This is a genomic window from Flavobacterium sp. B167r (assembly GCF_056824315.1).
In genome coordinates, this window is sequence record NZ_CP124859.1 from 4,359,334 (window position 1) to 4,377,317 (window position 17,984).

Genomic DNA, 17,984 nt, shown 5'->3' on the forward strand with positions numbered 1-17,984 from the left:
CTGCGTGAAAAAAATCTATTCGCAAAAAAGTATTTCACGCAGATTTAAAAAGATCTGAGCAGATCAAAATAGATTTTTATTGCTGAATGAAAACGATTCAATAAATAAACCATAAAAACGGTTAAACAGAAAAAATGAAACCATTAGAAGATTATTTAATTGTAGATTTCAGTCAGTTTCTTTCGGGACCTTCAGCCAGTTTACGATTGGCCGATTTGGGTGCGCGCGTGATAAAAATTGAAAAACCGGGAACGGGAGATATCTGCCGAACCTTATATACTTCTGATTTGATTATGAACGGCGAATCGTCTGTTTTTCATACCATCAACAGAAACAAAGAATCTTTTGCGATTGATTTTAAACAGCCAGAAGAGCTTCAAAAACTAAAAAAATTATTAGCAAAAGCTGATGTTGTCATGCATAATTTCAGACCTGGAGTTATGGAGCGCATTGGTTTAAGTTATGAAGATGTCAAAAACATCAATCCGAATGTGATTTACGGATCGATTTCAGGTTTTGGAGAACATCCAGATTTGAAAGATTTACCAGGCCAGGATCTGCTTTTGCAATCTTTAACGGCTTTAACTTGGCTAAGCGGAAATCAGGAAGACGGTCCAGTTCCGATGGGATTGTCAATTGTAGACATGCTTGCTGGAGCACATTTAGCACAAGGAATTTTAACCGCTTTATACAGAAAAGCAACTCATAATATTGGAGCACAAATTCAGGTCAGCATGCTGGAATCGGCATTTGATTTTCAGTTTGAAACCATTACTACATTTTTCAATGATGGTGGCGAATTGCCTGTTCGAACGAAAACTAACAACGCACACGCTTATTTGGGTGCGCCATATGGAATTTACAAAACCCAAAATGGCTATTTAGCTTTAGCTATGGGATCAATTCCCGTTTTGGCTTCTTTGCTGAAATGTGATGCTTTATTGCAGTTTCCTGAGAATAAATTTACGCTTAGAGACGAGATTAAAAACATCTTGGCAGATCATTTGCAAACGCAGGAAACCCAATTCTGGTTGGATATTTTAGAACCCGCAGATATTTGGTGTGCAGGAGTTTTAAACTATCAGCAGCTTTTTGCAGAAGATGGATTTAAAGTTTTGAATTTCACCCAACAAGTAGAAATGCTTGATGGCTACAGTTATAAAACAACGCGCTGCCCGATAAAAATTGACGGCGAATATTTGACCTCTGGAAAAGGTTCACCAAAATTAGGTCAGGATAATGAACGTATTATTAAAGAATTTATAGACTGCTAAATATGGACAAAATTAGAATCGCTGTTCGAAAATTCGATCCTTTCGAAAGTACATTGCAAAAGCTGTGGGATGCTTTCTGTATTGAAAATAATATTCAAGTTGAAGCCGAAATGATTCCGATGGAACTTCATGAATTATACGAAACTACGATTTCTAAAAAAGGCTTAAAAGAAGGAAAATGGGATATTGCACACATCAACACCGATTGGATTTTTGATGCTGTACACGAAAAAGCGGTTCAAGATTTATATCCTTTTATAGCAGAAAATCCGCCAGAAAATTATCCGTATGGATGGCATAAATCGCTTTTGCATTTGCAAAAACTGGATAATGGAACGTACGGACTTCCTTTTCACGACGGGCCTGAATGTCTGATTTACAGAAAAGATTTATTCGAAAACGAAATCGAAAAAGAAAATTTCAAAAAACAATTTGGTTACGAACTTTCTACGCCAAAAACTTGGCAAGAATTCACTGAAATCGCCACTTTTTTCAATCGACCAGAGGAAAATCTATACGGAACTATTTTTGCGAATTACCCAGACGGACACAATATGGTTTTTGACTTCTGTCTCCAATTGTGGACACGCGGAGGTTCTTTAATCAATAATAAAAATCAAATTTCTATTTATAGTGAAGCTGGAATTCAAGCTTTAGATTTTTATAGAAAAATAGTGAATGATAAAAACGCTGTTCATCCAAAATCTAGAGAATTTGGTTCGGTTGAAGCTGGTTTGGCTTTCGCCGAAGGGCAAGCGGCAATGGCGATCAATTGGTTCGGTTTTGCTTCAATGGCTGAAGTGATTGAAGAATCGAAAGTAAAAGGCAAAATCGACATTACTTCCCTCCCATCCGATCCAGATCATAAAACGGCTTCTTTGAATGTGTATTGGTTGTATACAATTGGTTCGGGAAGTAAACATAAAAAACTAGCTTACGATTTTCTACGTTTTGCAACAAGTGCTGAAAGCGACAAATTGTTGACGAAAGAAGGCGGAATTGGCTGCAGAAAATCAACTTGGAAAGATGAAGAAATCAATACTTTGATTCCGTTTTATCATAAATTGGAAATGCTGCACGAAAATGCTTTGACATTGCCACAAACTCCAATTTGGCCAAAAGTTTGCGAATTTATAGATCATATGGTTTTAAAAGCGATCAATAGCGATATTCCTTCGGCACAATTATTAGAAGAAACACAAATTAATATTCAAAAAATAGAATAGATATGAATATTCCATATAAACCTTTACTACCCGAAACAGAACAGCCTATCATCATCATCGGCGCAAGCGGAATCGTAAAAGATGCGCATCTTCCTGCTTATGAAATGGCTGGTTTTAAAGTTTTTGGTATTACGAATAGAACGATTTCAAAAGCATACGATTTACAAAAAGAATTCAAAATCGATCATGTTTTTGAAAGTGTTGCCGATGCTGTTAAAAATGCGCCTTCAAATGCCGTTTATGATATTACGGTTTTACCTGATCAATACATCGAAATTTTAGAGCAATTGCCTGACGGAGCTGCCGTTTTGATTCAGAAACCAATGGGGAATGATTTATCTCAGGCACGTGAAATTGTAGCGGTTTGCGAAAGAAAAAATCTAGTTGCAGCGATTAACTTTCAATTGCGATTTGCTTCGTTTGTAAGTGCCGCACGTTATTTAATCAACGAAGGAATTTTGGGTCAGTTATATGATTTTGAATTTAAAGTGACAGTCAATACGCCTTGGGAATTATTTCCTTTAATTAAAGAACATCCAAGATTGGAGATTCTTTTTCATAGCGTTCATTACATTGATTGCATTCGTTCTTTCCTAGGAAATCCAAAAAGTGTAATGGCGAAAACAGCAAAACATCCGCTTAAAAAATTGTCTTCTTGCCGATCTACGATTATTTTAGATTATGGCGAAGATATGCATGTGGTGATCAACACCAATCACGATCATCATTTTGGTCCAAAACACGAAGAAAGTTACATCAAATGGGAAGGAACAAAAGGCGCCATTAAAGCAAAAATGGGCTTATTAATGAACTATCCTGACGGTCTTCCTGACGTTTTTGAATATGCTTTGCCTAAAAAAGAAGGTGAAACGGAGTATGAATGGACAGAAGTTAAACTTGAAGGTTCGTGGTTTCCAGAAGCTTTTATTGGTGCAATGTCTAATCTGATGCGTTTTAAAGAAGGTTCTGACTCGATATTATCTGCAAGCGTTCAAGATGTTCTTGGCACAATGAAAGTTGTGGAGGCTTGCTACATCAGCAGTAAAAATGGCGGAATTTCTTTTGATGAAGTGTAATTAAAACACTATATTTCAAAACCAAAAAAAAACAAAAATTTAGTCCTCTTCAAAACAAACGTATTTTTACATTTATTTGAGAGAGCTGACGAATAAAAAGTAATTCAATTATGTATTTTAAATCGACTTTTTTCGAAGATTACACCATCTACGATAAACGAGTAACTGTCGGAAGAACAATCACAGAAACTGATTTTGTAGTTCATGCCGGACATACGGGAGATTTCTTTCCGCACCACATGGACGAAGAATGGTGTAAAACTCAACCTTTCGGACAAAGAATCGCACACGGAACCATGGTTTTCAGCATCGGAATCGGTTTAACGGCATCAGAAATAAATCCAGAAGCTTTTTCAAGAGGTTACGACAGAATGCGTTTTGTAAAACCTGTTCACATTGGCGATACCATTCACTCTGAAATTACGATTTCTGAAAAAGGCGAAGCTAAAAACCCAGAATTAGGTGCTGTCACAGAACATGTGGAAATCATTAACCAACGCGGAGAAGTTGTTTTGGTTTGTGATCATTTGCTTTTTGTCAAGAAAAAGTAAACTTTTTCTTTGAGGGACAAAGGTGCAAAGTTACAGAGGGACAAAGGTTTCTCTACTTTGAACATATTCTTTTTGTCGCTTAAACTTGAAAAAATAAAACTAAAATAAACACAAAGCGATACAGGTTTCTACACTTTGAACCTTTGTTACTTTGAACCTAAAAAAACAAAAAAATTAAGCAACAAAGAAATATGGTTTTTTACACTTTGAACCTTTGTTACTTTGTCACTTTGAACCTAAAAAAAACTATCAACACAATGCAAATTACAAACCAAGCTGGCGATCAACACGAAGTCCCGACAGAAGGCGGAAATCAGAAACAATATCTGTTGCCTTTTATTTTAATTACATGCCTATTTTTTCTATGGGGAATGGCCCATAACCTTGATTCTGTTTTGATTCCTCACTTGAAAAAAGCGTGCGAATTAAACAATCGACAATCTACTCTTATCGATACATCTGTATTTTTTGCTTATTTTATTATGGCAATTCCGGCTGGAATGCTGATTAAAAAATTTGGATATAAAAACAGTATTATCACAGGTTTATTAGTTTTCGCTATTGGAGCATTTTTATTTGTTCCTGCGGCTAATACTAGAACTTATGAGTTATTCTTATTCGCCTTATTTGTAATTGGTTGCGGATTAACTATCTTAGAAACTAGTGCCAATCCGTATGCAGCGATTTTAGGGCCAGCTGAATCTTCTTCAAAAAGATTAAATTTAGCTGCTTCTTTCAACGGATTAGCAGCAATGGTAGCTCCAATTGTCGGTTCGTTATTTATCCTTTCCGGAACAAACCATACGCCAGAACAAATGGCAGCAATGCCTGAAGCAGAAAAAGCGGCTTATTTATTAGGCGAAGCAGCTTCTGTAAAAATGCCTTATATTGTATTAGGAAGTATTTTGATTTTAGTTGCGATTGTTTTTTACTTTGTACAATTGCCTTCAATGAAAGCTACTCATACGGAAGCAGAAATTAAACCGGGATTTTTCTCTGTTTTAAAATTCAGACATTTAAGCTGGGGAGTTGTAGCGCAGTTTTTCTATGTTGGTGCACAGGTTTGCATTACAAGTTTCTTTATTAGAATTGCTCAGCAAGGCGCTGGATTAGACGAAAAAACAGCAGGATATTATTTAGGAATTTATGGTTTCTTGTTTATGGCAGGACGTTTTATTGGTACTTTCTTTTTACGTTTTGTAAAGGATTATGTATTGCTTTCAATCTATTGCGTAATGAGTGTTTTATTATGTCTAGTAGCTATATACGGTTCTGGAATCGTAGTAATTTATGCACTTGGAGGAATCGGATTTTTTATGTCTATTATGTTCCCAACTATTTTCTCTTTAGGAATTAAAGGCTTAAAATCGAATACAGAAACTGGTTCTTCTTGGCTGGTAATGTCAATTGTTGGTGGAGCTATTATTCCGTATGGAATGGGAACTTTAATAGACATGAATCATGATGATATTCAATCAGGTTATATAATCCCTTTGGTTTGTTTCTTAATTATTCTTTCTTTTGGAGCGATTGGGCACAAAGTGAAAACAGTTTCCGAATAGTTTTATAGCCCCGAATTACACGAATTAGCACAAATTTATTTTTAATAAATATCTAAATATCAATTGCCTCCAGCTTTAGCTGGAGGTTTTTTGTTTATAGTCAACAAGGGCTTTAGCCAAACTTTGCGATTAGTTTGACTAAAGCCTAATAAATGCAAGGTCTTTTGACCTCCAGCTAAAGCTGGAGGCAATTCATTTACTATTTTTAGCCACAACCCGAATTACATTAATTTTATAAAAAATTAGCTTAATTCGGGTAATTCGTGGCTAAAAAACTACCACATAAAAAACGCCTCCAATTGGAGGCGTTTTTCTTTTAGTCCTGTTTAAGAATTAATGGTGTTTTGCATTGTCGTGATCGTGCTTTTTGTCTTTGTTTCCTTTACCATTTCCTCCTTTATCACCTTTGTCACCTTTGTTATTTCCGTTATGATTTCCATTGTTCCCTTTTGGTTTTTCTCCTCTATTTTTTTGAGGTTTTCCTTTATAACCTTTTGGATAATTTGATCTGTGTTTTTCATGATATTTATAAGGAGTATCTCCTCTATAATCCGTCAAAACCACTTTATATCCAGAATACAAATCGTATTGTCTGTATTTAGACGGAAGTCTTTTTTCACGCATCCATTTTCCGCTATTATCATAAAGGAATACGCTTTCATTTACATCATAATATACGTCGATGTCTGGTAAATAATAGTACCTGCTGTTATCATAACCTTGTGGTCCCCAATTTGGAGGAGTACCAATATTTACATTAACCGATACTTGAGCCTGAGCAAAAAATACACTCATAAAAAGCACTGAGGCGAATACTAACTTTTTCATGTCTTTAGAATTTAAATGTTAATTTTAGTAGATATTAATCGAAAGTAATGCCAAAATTATATGGTTTAAGCATTGATTATACAAAATCACCAAACTAATCGACGAATAGTATTTTTCAAACGATGTATCTCCTTTTCAAGTTTCTTACTGAATGTCAATTAAAATGAGGAAAATAGCACAATTAAATCTTGAACAGATTATCCAAAGCAGGAAAGTTTTTTGCTGGAAAATAAATTTAAAATAAAAACGCCTCATTTCTGAGGCGTTTATTGTCATGTTTTATAAGCTGATTATACTTCGGATAATATAATCTATGTGGAACGGTACTAACTCACAAATTTGTTTTATTCTTTTGAATAGATCAAATGTAAATACCTTTATCCAATTTTAGATATATTTTAGACCAAAAGCACGTTTGTAGCGACAAACGTACATTTTTAGCAAGTCAGAAGATTATTTCCAACCTCCACCCAACGCTCTGTACAAATTAATAACAGCTTGCATTTTCTGCAAATTATCTGCCACTCCGCTTAACTGTGCCGCTAAAAGGTTTTGCTGAGATGTTAATACATCAGTATAATTAGTCGCTGAACTATATTCTAAAAGTTCTTGAGTAAAGTCTACTGCTTTTTCTAAAGCAGCAATTTGTTTTGCTCTCGAATCTTCTTTTTCAACAGCCATTTGGTACGAATACAAAGCGTTTGAAACTTCCTGACCTGCCACTAAAAGGCTTTGCTGGAAACTATTATATGCTTGCAATTGTTGTGATTGCGCTGTTGTCAATCTCATTTTATTTAAACCATTATTGAATAAAGGCTGAGTCAATCCTCCAATAATCGAATAAAAAATCGAATGACTGAAGAAATCGTTTAATTCTAAATTTGAAAATCCTGTGCTTGCTGTAAGCGTCAAACTTGGATAGAAATAGGTCTTAGCCAAATTTGTAGATTCAAAAGCCACTCTGAAGTTAAATTCCGCTTGACGGACATCTGGACGGTTATTCAGCAATTGAGCTGGCATACCGATTGCGATTTTTTCAGGAATAATCTGCGTTCCTAAAACACCTCTTTCAATTGGTCCAGGACCTTGTCCTAACAAAATATTTAAAGCGTTTTCTGTCTCGCGAATGTTTTGCTTCAAATCTGGAATCAAAACTTCTGCCGCATGCTGATTGGCTTCACTTTGCACCACTGCTGCACCAGTAACAATTGCACCTTCTTTTAACTCTTTAATAGTTGCAACATTTTCTATACGAGTTTTTAAAGTCTGTTCTGTAATTTCTAACTGTTTGTCATAAGCCAAAAGCAAGAAATAATTATTTGCAATATCTGCAATTAGTTGAGTTTGGACTGCCTGTTTTGCTGCATCGGAAGCTAGATAGGTTGCCAAAGCCACTCTTTTAGAACTGCTTAATTTACCCCAAACATCAATTTCCCAAGAAGTGCTAACACCTAACTTATAAGTCGTAGTTAAAGTATTAATGTTGATTCCTGCTGGAAAGTTTAATCCTGCTTGAGATTGCTTGTTATGCGTCACATTAGCATCTAATTGCAATGATGGGTAATAAGCCAATTTGCTCTGACGAAGAGAAGCTCTTGCTTGCACAATATTCTCAATCGCATTTTTCAGGTTCAGGTTCTGATCTAATCCTTTTTGAATTAAAGCATTTAGTTTTTCATCTTTAAAAACAGTATTCCAAGGCATATCTGCAATTGTAGTCGAATCTGCAGAAGACTCGTCACGATACAATTGATCGGTTTTTAAAGTAGTAGGACGTTCGTATTTCTTGGTAACAGAGCACGCACTAATCAGTGCGGCTGTCATTACCAGTAGAATATATTTATTTGAACTATTCGTCATCTTTGTTGTAATTAAATTTTACTCTTTGTGAGCTTCTATTAAATGAATTTCGTCTTCATCGTCATCGTCATCATCATAACCATCTTTCGCAGGACCGCTTATTTTTTCTTGTAAAGTCTGGAAAATAACAAACAATACTGGAATTACGAAAACCCCTAAGATTGTTCCGATTAACATTCCTCCAACTGCACCTGTACCAATCGATCTGTTACCGACTGCTCCTGCTCCTGTCGCAAACATCAATGGCACCAATCCTAAAATAAAGGCAAATGAAGTCATCAAAATCGGACGTAAACGAGCAACGGCTCCTTCAATTGCAGATTGTACAATTGGCAGACCTTTTCTTCTTCTGTCTAAGGCAAATTCGACAATCAAAATACCGTTCTTCGCAAGAAGTCCGATCAACATGATTAAGGAAATCTGCAAGTAAATATTACTGTTCAATTTGAAAATAATCGAGAATAAATACGCTCCCGCCAATCCAAACGGAATTGAAAATAATACTGCGAATGGCAAAATGTAACTTTCGTACTGCGCACTTAACAAGAAATAAACGAATACCAAACACAAGATAAAAATGAAAATCGTCTCACTTCCTGATGCCAATTCCTCACGCGTTAAACCTGAGAATTCGTAACCGTAACCTGCAGGAAGATTTTCTGCGGCAACTTCCTGAATGGCTTTAATTGCATCTCCAGAACTGAAACCTGGTTTTGGCGCTCCTGTAATCGAAATAGAAGTAAATAAGTTAAATCTCGAAATAGATTCTGGACCGAAAACTCTTGTCATTTTTACAAACTCTGTAATTGGCGCCATGTTTCCAGCGCTATTACGAACAAAGATTTTATTTAATCCTTGTGTGTTCGTTCTAAACTCTGGAGAAGCCTGAATCATTACACGATATTGTTTACCGAATTTGTTGAAGTTCGAAGCATATAATCCACCATAATATCCTTGCATTGTTGATAAAATCGTGTTTACCGAAACTCCTGCATCTTTCGCTTTCGCTAAATTAATATCCATCATATACTGCGGGAAACCAGGATTAAATGGCGTTGTTGCGTATTGAATTTCTGGACGTTCAGCTAATTTGGCTAAGAATTCATTATTTACTTTATAAAATTCAGCCGTTGTGTGGCCTCCTTTATCCTGTAATTGGAATTCGAATCCACCACTTTGTCCAAAACCTTGAATGGTTGGAGGCGAAATAAAGAAAATACTAGCCTCACGAATTCCGCTTGTTTTAGCGAAAAGCTGTCCGATTACATCATCAACACTCAGATCACGTTCGTCCCAAGGTTTCAATTTCACAATAACCATACTGTAAGCACTACCCGCACCCGCTGTAAAGTTTTGTCCAACAATACGAAGTGTATTTTTAACTCCAGGAATTGTTTTTGCAATACTATCTACTCTTTTGGCAATAACATCAGAACGTTCCATAGAAGCTGATGGTGGCAAACTGATATTAGCGAAAACTGTTCCTTGATCTTCAGAAGGTACGAAAGCTGAAGGTGTAGTTTTCATCATATAAACTAATGCAATACCAGCAATTACAATTGAAGCTACTGCTATCCATTTTTTTGCAGAAAGGAAACTTACCGAACGTTTGTATCTTGCCGTAACATTATCGAATGCAACGTTAAATGAAGTATAAAAACGCTGTAAATAGCTTTTATGTTTATGATCGTCTGCATGCGGTTTCAATAAAAGTGCACACAACGCTGGACTCAAAGTCAAGGCATTTACTGCTGAAAGAATAATCGCAACCGCCAATGTAATACCAAACTGTTTATAGAAAACCCCTGTAGATCCTCCAATAAAAGTTACTGGAATAAATACCGCAGCCATTACTAAAGTAATCGAGATAATCGCTCCAGAGATTTCGTCCATGGCATGAATTGTCGCTTTTTTAGCCGATTTATAACCGTGATCGAGTTTGGCGTGAACGGCTTCCACAACCACAATCGCATCATCGACCACAATACCAATGGCGAGAACCATCGCGAAAAGCGTCAATAAGTTAATCGTAAATCCGAATAAATTCAGGAAGAAAAATGTACCCACAATCGCAACCGGAACCGCAATTGCCGGAATCAATGTCGATCTAAAATCTTGAAGGAATATAAATACTACAATGAAAACCAAAATAAAAGCTTCCACCAAAGTATGGATTACTTTTTCAATCGAAGCATCCAAATTTTCATTAACGTCAACAAGGGTTGTATATTTAACCCCTTTTGGGAAATTCTTCGCTGCTTCTTCAATCAGTTTTTTAGAATTGTTGATTACGTCACGCGCATTCGAACCCGGAGTCTGGCTAATTGCCATCGCAGCCGATTCTACACCGTTTGTTTTAATAGTCGAAGCATAACTTAAAGATCCTAATTCTACTTTAGCAACGTCTTTAAGTCGAAGCATTTGTCCGTTTCCAACAGATTTGATTACAATTTCCTCAAATTCCTGAGCGCTTGTTAAACGTCCTTTGTATTTAATTACATATTGAAAAGCTTGATCTCCGTTTTCACCAAATTTACCTGGCGCAGCTTCAATATTTTGTTCTGCTAAAGCAGCCGAAATATCACTCGGAATCAATTTGTATTGTTGCATTACGTCTGGTTTCAGCCAGATTCTCATTGAGTAATCTTTTGCACCAAAAACGTTAACATCTCCCACCCCTACTACACGCTGGATTTGCGGTACAAGGTTGATCTTCGCATAATTCTGAAGAAACGTTTGATCGTAAGCTTTATCCTCACTGTATAAAGAGAAAATCAGCAAGTTACTACTCTGACTTTTGGTAACGGTAACCCCCGCTTGAGTAACCTCTACAGGCAATAAACTTGTTGCTCTAGAAACCCTGTTTTGAACGTTTACCGCTGCTAAGTCTGGGTTTGTTCCTACTTTAAAGAAAATTTTAATAGAGGCATTTCCATCATTGGTTGCTGTAGAAGTCATGTAAGTCATGTTTTCTACACCATTAATTTGCTCTTCCAACGGAATTACGATACTTTTCAGTACCACGTCGGCATTGGCACCAGTATAACTTGCCGCAACATTTACTGTTGGAGGCGCAATATCTGGGTATTGCGATATCGGTAACTCAATTAGGCCTAAAACACCTAAAATAACGATAATAACAGATATTACCGTTGAGAGTACGGGTCTTTGTATAAATTTTTTAAACATTTTTTTTATTTTAAATCGGCGTATACTGTTTCTGCGCTTTGATTACTAGCTTTAATTTCAGTTCCTTCTTTTAAAGAAGCTACTCCTTCTAAGACAATTTGATCTCCAGGATTTAAACCGCTTGTAACTACATAATAATTACCTGCAGAATTGTCAAGAACTGTAATGTTTGCATTTTTAGTTTTTCCGTCTTTGCCAACAACGACTGCGAAAATTTTATCTTGAAGTTCGAATGTTGCACTTTGAGGAACTATAATTGAATTTTTAACTTCATTCGGAATTCTAACCGTTGTGCTGCTTCCGCTTCTGATAACTCCTTTTGGGTTAGGAAAACGTGCTCTTACATTTACAGTACCCGTTTCTGTATTAATTAATCCATTTACGGTTTCAATATTTCCTTTTTGATCGTAAGTTGAACCATCAGAAAGCAGCAAAGAAACTGCTGGCATGTTTTTGATTTTCTGTACTAATGAAGCGCCTGTTGTATTGCTTTGCGTAAAGTTCAAAAGCATTTTTTCATTCATTGCAAAATAAGCATACACGTTTCCAATGCTAGAAACTGTTGTTAACGGATCAGCATTATTTGAACTTACTAAACTTCCTAAACGAAACGGAATTGAACCAACAACTCCATTTACTGGACTTGTAACTGTAGTATATCCTAAATTAGTTTTAGCATTTACTAAAGCTGCGTTTGCTTGCGCTAAAGAAGCCATTGCTGATTCATATGTAAATTGTGCTGATTCCAAATCGTATTTACTGATAATTCCTTTTTCAACCAACGGTTTTACCTTATTTACAGCCAATTTTGCAGAGCTTACTTCTGCTTGAGCACTTTTAATGCTTGCTGTTGCAGTACGAACTTGCTGCTCATATTCTGGAGCGCTAATTTTAAATAATGGCTGCCCAGCCCTTACGACTGCTCCTTCGTCAACAAAAATCTTGTCAATGTAACCTTCAACTCTTGGACGAATTTCTATATTTTGCTGTCCTTGTATACTAGCAGGAAAATCGCTGTATAATGTAGCTGATTCAGGCTGTAATGTAACAGTCTTATATTCTTTAATCTGCGGAGCTGCTCCGGCCTGTGCCGATTTATCATTTTTACCGCAAGAAGCGATAATAATTGATGCTGCGAGAATGCTTAAAAATGATTGCTTATTCATCTTGAAAAATGTGTAATTATCTATTATATGACAACAAAAGAAATAAAATATAACACACGAAAAATTTCAAATAGACGAAGAGTAAAAGACAATCGATAAAATCAAGATGACAGCCGACGGAATTTTTCTAAATATTAAACAAGTGTTTAATTTTTGTCCCGTCGGCTCTAAAATGCTTTTTAGAGACTCTAAATCGGGGTTTAGCGATTGCTTAAATTTCATATATAAATAAACTGTAATATTGCTACATAAATCACAGATTATAATGACAATAAACTTTTCAAGACCTTATTTATTTACTGGACTACACATTCTGGGCTGGTCTTTATTAGGGTATCTTATGTTGTTTTACATTCCGCTGACATGGAACGTCGTGCTTCCGCAGGCATTCTGGCTTTGGCAGAGCATTATATTGTTTTTATTGATGATTTTGTTTTATTCTACAGCAAAAATCATTGTTCCAAAAACGATTATTAAAGACAATACTTCTCCTTTTTTGCTTTGGGCATTTCTTGCCATTATTGCGATGCAGTTAATAGCCTACTTTTATACTTCGCAAACTGATCTTCATAATCAGATTATGAAAGCTATTGGATTTAAAAAATATAAAAATCCGTTTTTTGACAATTACGTTTTTACCTTGACATTGTTGGTTTTAGGAATAAGCACCAGTTGGGCAATGCTAACACATTGGCAAAAAGCAGCACAGCACAAACAAAAACTGGAGCAAGACAAAACAATGGCAGAACTGGCGATGCTGAAAGCACAAATTAATCCGCATTTTTTCTTTAATTCTTTGAATAGCATTTATTCTTTAACTTATACAGACATTGAAGATTCTAGAAATGCATTGCATACTTTAAGTCGAATGATGCGCTATTTGCTTTACAGCACAGAAGAAAAAACAACGTTGTTGAAAGAAGCCGAATTTATGCGAGATTTTATTGCTTTAATGAAACTTCGTGCCAACAGCAAGCTAACCATTACAACTGATATTCCTGAAAAAATACACGATTATCCTATTGTTCCGATGTTATTACTACCTTTAGTAGAAAATGCTTTTAAACATGGCGTGCATGCCACCGATAAAAGTGAGATTCACATTAAGCTTACACAAAATGAAAGCAATTTGGAATTTGAAGTAGAAAATACTTATTTCGAAAAAACATCAGTTTCAAATGAAGGCGGAATCGGTTTAACGAACACCAAACGAAGACTGCAATTGATTTATCCTAATCAGCATTATATTTCTTTTGGCGTTACCGATCACGGAACATATAAAATTAAATTGAAAATAAATCTTGAGCAATGACGGTATTAAAATGCATAGCAGTAGATGATGAACCATTGGCTTTAAAACTGGTAGAAACGTTTATACACCAGACTCCTTTTTTAGAATTAATAACAACTTGCGACAATGCTGTAGACGCAATGGGCATCATTCGAGAAACAAAACCAGATCTGGTTTTCTTAGACATCAATATGCCTAATTTGAGCGGAATGGAATTGGCAAGACTTCTTCAAGATCAAGCTGGACCGTTGCCAAAAATTGTCTTTACAACTGCTTACAATCATTATGCAATTGAAGGTTATCGCGTAAATGCTGTCGATTATCTTTTAAAACCTTTCAGCTACGAAGAATTCCTGCGTGCTTCAAGCAAAGTTTTGCAATTAAACGAAGAAGCCAACAATACCTTTACCACTATAGCCGCAGACGACGAATTTATCTTTCTAAAAGTCGAATATCAATGGGTTAGAATTTCATTAAAAGACATCAGTTATATCGAAAGTTTAAAAGATTATGTAAAAGTACATCTCGAAGATTCTCAAAAAGGTTTGATGTCTCTTATTTCGCTTAAAGCCTTAGAAGAAAAATTGCCTTCGTCAAAATTTATGCGCGTTCATCGTTCGTTTATTGTTTCGCTAGACAAAATAAGTGCCATCAGTAAAAACTCAATTTTTATCGATAAAATAGAAATCACAGTCGGCGAACAATACAAAGAAGCTTTCAAATTATTGGTCGATAAGTGGCTGAAATAAAAACAGAATTACAAAAATCATGGAAAAAAGATCAAACAAATATTACCTTACTTTAAGCCTTAAGGAATATGCAAATGGGGAAACCAAACCTGCAAAAGAACTTGGAATCGAATTTGACAATCACGACGAAATCTTCGGAATTATTGAAAGAATAAAATCTAAAAACATTTTTGCAAACGAGTCTGAAGCCACTCAATTTGCTTTAGGATTGAAATTATTCAGCGAAATCAAATTAAAAAACCATAAAAATCCACTTTTTGAAGAATTAAATGAAGTTTTTCCAGTCTTCATGAAAAAATTAAAAAGTCTTTAAAATTCTCTTTAAAATAAGACCTCAGCCCTATTTTTATCGATTTTATGAATGTTAAATTCTGCTAAGAAAAAAACAATACAATTCTTACTGGCAATATTTTGTCACAATTTTCCGTTCCAATTAGGCATGTCCCACTAAATGCTTTTTCAAAAAAAGTTTAATTTCTGTTAATGAAATTCATATGCTTTCTTTAAAATATTACAAGCATTTAGGCATTCTTAATTGAAAATAAAACCGAGAATTTCGTTCGAAACTGACCATTTCAAACTAACGAATCTCTACAATAATCTTCTTTTTCGAAATGTTCGATAATGCAAAAATTATTTTTTAACCATTAAAATGAAGCATTATGATAATTCAAAAAAGTATTTTTCTTCTAGCCGGAATTCTTGTTTTCGGCAGCTGTTCAAGTAATGACAATACTGACGGGGGCGTTGATCCAGGACCAACAGGTCCGCCTGTAGAAACTGGCACAGCCAATACAACTTACCAGCCAGCATTTGCTGGACAAACACGAGCAGGAAGCATTCAAACTACCACAGAATATGACGCTAAAGTAATCACCAGCGGTTTAAGCGCTCCTTGGGGAGTTGCGTCTCTTCCTGACGGACGTCTTTTGGTAACCGAAAAAGCAGGAAGAATAAGAATTGTAACTCAGGCTGGAGTTATTAGCGAACCTTTAACTGGGGTTCCAACTGTAAATCCTGCTGATCAAGGCGGATTATTGGGTATTTGCATAGATCCTGCATACGCTACTAACAGAATGATTTATTGGGTATTTTCTGAAATCGTTGCTGGCGGAAATATTACCGCTGTAGCGAAAGGAAGAATATCTGACAACGAAACTGCCATTGAAAATCCAACCGTAATTTACCGTTCAAACACGCCAAATGCAAGCACGCTTCATTATGGAGGCCGCGTTTTATTTGACAAAACCGGGAATTTATTTGTGAGCATTGGCGAAAGATCTGTTTTAGAAACACGTCCGTTGTCGCAATCAGTAACTAGCAGTTTGGGTAAAATTGTACACATTACTACAAATGGACAAGCAGCACCAGGAAACCCTACTTTTTCACAAACAGGGGCTTTACCAGAACTTTACACTATTGGACATAGAAATCCGCAAGGATTGGCGATGCATCCAACAACGGGTGAATTATGGCAAAGCGAGCACGGTCCAAGGGGTGGTGATGAAATTAATAGAATTAAAGCTGGAGCAAATTATGGCTGGCCAACAATTACTTACGGAATTGAATACAGTGGTACGAAAATTGGAGAAGGTATTACACAGCAAACTGGAATGGAACAGCCAGTCTATTATTGGGATCCTGTAGTTTCGCCAAGCGGTATGACTTTCTACACTGGAAACCGTATTCCAGAATGGCAAAATAATCTTTTTATTGGTTCGCTTAGTGGCATGCACATTGTACGTTTAGCTATTAAAGACAATAAAGTAGCTGGAGAAGAAAGAATATTAGCAGGACAAGGACAAAGATTTAGAGATATTACTCAAGGAAAAGATGAAGCATTATACGCCGTTACCGATCAAGGAAGACTTTATCGAATAGATAAAAAATAAACAACTTGTTCACTATACATGCCAAAAACGCCCCAAATATGGGGCGTTTCGTGTTTTATGATTTTTTTTGTTTCAAGTTTCAGGTTTCAAGCGTCAAGGTGGAACTTGAAACTAGAAACAAAAAATTAAGCTTTCGCTTTTCTTTTTACAGTGCAGCCAATTTCTTTAGTTTGTGTAATTGCTGGTTTTTGACCACTTTTTAATGACGCAATTACATCTTCTGCATATTTTATTTTTTGAGGATTGTTTCCTTCTGGATCATTATCAATTGCTCCTACATATTCTACAACATTTCCTTTTGCAGTTTTAGAAACGATAAAGATATGAGGCGTACGTTTTGCTCCATATTCGTCCGTAATTTTTTGTCCTGGATCAAATAAATACGGGAAAGAATATTTTTTCTCTTTTGCCAAATCCTGCATTTTTGCAAATGTATCTGCCGTAGAAGCTTCTGGATCGTTCGGATTAATAGCAATTACTGGGTATCCTTGTGATTTGAATTTTTTATCTAAATCGATAATTCTTTGCTCGTATCCAATTGCGTAAGGGCAAGTGTTACAGGTAAAAACAACAATATATCCTTTTGCATCTTTAAAAGTTCCGAAAGAAACTTCTTTGTTATCAATATTTTTCAGCTTGAAATCTGGAGCTGCGTCGCCCGCTTTAAGCGTCACTGCGTTTTGTGCATGAGATAGAAAAGCAGAAAATGCTAATGCTAGTAATAAGATTATTTTCTTCATAATGGTTTACAGTTTTTTATATTCAGTTAATAATTGTTCGTAGGTAAATTCGCTTTCCACAAATTTTCTTTTGTCATTTTTAATGAAAAGCGTCGCCGGAATACTTCCTGACCAGTTTGGATCTATTCGATCAATAAATTCCTGTGGACTGCTTTCGTTTAAAAGAAAAACTTCATTTTTTAAATTTTTCCTTTTCACAAACGGAACCACATTTGATTCCAGTTTCGATTTAAAATCTAAACTCACCAATAAAACAGCCAGTTTTTCTGATTTATATTCTGCCCTCAGTTTTTCAAAATGCGGTAATTCTTTTATGCAAGGCGCACACCATGTCGCCCAAAAATTGACTACATAAGTGCTATCTTTTCCGTTTTTAATTCTTTCGTTGAGCTCATTTATAGTTAAAAGCTTAACATTCTGATTGTATCCTCTTACGGAAAAAAGTAAAAATAGCAGAAAGGAAATTTTTAAAATTGTATTTTTCATAGATCTTTTGACCTTAAAATTAATTTGTTTCCTACAAATATAAACTAATGTCAAATTAGTTTTTGTTAATGAAAGTTTAATAGTCTTTTGAGGT

At 35.6% G+C, this 17,984-nt stretch carries 15 protein-coding genes; 9 read left to right on the forward strand and 6 right to left on the reverse strand.

The genetic code is table 11. The annotated features are described in order from the left end of the window. Nucleotides 1–134: 134 nt before the first annotated feature. The 5 genes from QLQ96_RS19175 (at nucleotide 135) to fucP (ending at nucleotide 5,689) form a co-directional block, all read left to right on the forward strand. The gene (locus QLQ96_RS19175) at nucleotides 135–1,274 is read left to right on the forward strand and encodes a CaiB/BaiF CoA transferase family protein (protein ID WP_482492568.1); all 1,140 of its coding nucleotides are present in this window, start codon (nucleotides 135–137) and stop codon (nucleotides 1,272–1,274) included. A 2-nt stretch (nucleotides 1,275–1,276) separates the two neighbouring features. Continuing rightward, entirely contained in the window at nucleotides 1,277–2,500 is a 1,224-nt protein-coding gene (locus QLQ96_RS19180) for an extracellular solute-binding protein (protein ID WP_482492569.1), read from the forward strand. A 2-nt stretch (nucleotides 2,501–2,502) separates the two neighbouring features. Further along, a complete protein-coding gene (locus QLQ96_RS19185) occupies nucleotides 2,503–3,576 on the forward strand; it encodes a Gfo/Idh/MocA family oxidoreductase (RefSeq protein ID WP_482492570.1) in 1,074 nt (357 codons plus the stop codon). Between the two features lie 110 nt (nucleotides 3,577–3,686). Continuing rightward, nucleotides 3,687–4,127 carry a MaoC/PaaZ C-terminal domain-containing protein gene (locus QLQ96_RS19190; RefSeq protein WP_482492572.1) on the forward strand — a complete coding sequence of 147 codons (441 nt, stop codon included), beginning with the start codon at nucleotides 3,687–3,689 and terminating at the stop codon, nucleotides 4,125–4,127. Nucleotides 4,128–4,384: 257 nt separating this feature from the next. Further along, nucleotides 4,385–5,689: an L-fucose:H+ symporter permease gene (fucP, locus tag QLQ96_RS19195; protein ID WP_482492574.1), complete on the forward strand. Its 1,305-nt coding sequence runs from the start codon at nucleotides 4,385–4,387 to the stop codon at nucleotides 5,687–5,689. A 333-nt stretch (nucleotides 5,690–6,022) separates the two neighbouring features. Here the strand turns inward: fucP and QLQ96_RS19200 are convergent, their stop codons facing one another. The 4 genes from QLQ96_RS19200 to QLQ96_RS19215 form a co-directional block, all read right to left on the reverse strand. Beyond that, nucleotides 6,023–6,517: a hypothetical protein gene (locus tag QLQ96_RS19200; RefSeq protein ID WP_482492575.1), complete on the reverse strand. Its 495-nt coding sequence runs from the start codon at nucleotides 6,515–6,517 to the stop codon at nucleotides 6,023–6,025. Nucleotides 6,518–6,970: 453 nt separating this feature from the next. Continuing rightward, nucleotides 6,971–8,377 (reverse strand): efflux transporter outer membrane subunit, encoded by a 1,407-nt coding sequence (locus QLQ96_RS19205; protein WP_482492576.1) that lies wholly within the window; start codon nucleotides 8,375–8,377, stop codon nucleotides 6,971–6,973. A gap of 18 nt (nucleotides 8,378–8,395) precedes the next feature. Beyond that, nucleotides 8,396–11,566: an efflux RND transporter permease subunit gene (locus QLQ96_RS19210; protein WP_482492578.1), complete on the reverse strand. Its 3,171-nt coding sequence runs from the start codon at nucleotides 11,564–11,566 to the stop codon at nucleotides 8,396–8,398. Nucleotides 11,567–11,571: 5 nt separating this feature from the next. Beyond that, nucleotides 11,572–12,732, reverse strand: coding sequence for an efflux RND transporter periplasmic adaptor subunit (locus tag QLQ96_RS19215; protein ID WP_482492579.1), 1,161 nt, complete (start codon nucleotides 12,730–12,732; stop codon nucleotides 11,572–11,574). A gap of 265 nt (nucleotides 12,733–12,997) precedes the next feature. On the opposite strand from QLQ96_RS19215, the gene QLQ96_RS19220 reads away from it, so the two are divergent. From QLQ96_RS19220 to QLQ96_RS19235, 4 genes are all read left to right on the forward strand, one after another. Continuing rightward, nucleotides 12,998–14,044, forward strand: a complete 1,047-nt coding sequence (locus QLQ96_RS19220; RefSeq protein ID WP_482492580.1) for a sensor histidine kinase — start codon at nucleotides 12,998–13,000, stop codon at nucleotides 14,042–14,044. Further along, on the forward strand, nucleotides 14,041–14,772 hold the full coding sequence (locus tag QLQ96_RS19225; protein WP_482492581.1) for a LytR/AlgR family response regulator transcription factor: 732 nt from the start codon (nucleotides 14,041–14,043) through the stop codon (nucleotides 14,770–14,772). The genes QLQ96_RS19220 and QLQ96_RS19225 overlap by 4 nt, the downstream gene beginning before the upstream one ends. Before the next feature lie 19 nt (nucleotides 14,773–14,791). Further along, on the forward strand, nucleotides 14,792–15,085 hold the full coding sequence (locus tag QLQ96_RS19230) for a DUF3861 domain-containing protein (RefSeq protein WP_482492583.1): 294 nt from the start codon (nucleotides 14,792–14,794) through the stop codon (nucleotides 15,083–15,085). A gap of 349 nt (nucleotides 15,086–15,434) precedes the next feature. Beyond that, on the forward strand, nucleotides 15,435–16,664 hold the full coding sequence (locus QLQ96_RS19235; protein WP_482492584.1) for a PQQ-dependent sugar dehydrogenase: 1,230 nt from the start codon (nucleotides 15,435–15,437) through the stop codon (nucleotides 16,662–16,664). Between the two features lie 125 nt (nucleotides 16,665–16,789). On the opposite strand, the gene QLQ96_RS19240 is transcribed toward QLQ96_RS19235, so the two are convergent. Next, a complete protein-coding gene (locus QLQ96_RS19240) occupies nucleotides 16,790–17,404 on the reverse strand; it encodes a thioredoxin family protein (RefSeq protein WP_482492585.1) in 615 nt (204 codons plus the stop codon). Between the two features lie 6 nt (nucleotides 17,405–17,410). Next, entirely contained in the window at nucleotides 17,411–17,890 is a 480-nt protein-coding gene (locus QLQ96_RS19245; RefSeq protein WP_482492587.1) for a TlpA disulfide reductase family protein, read from the reverse strand. Nucleotides 17,891–17,984: the final 94 nt, after the last annotated feature.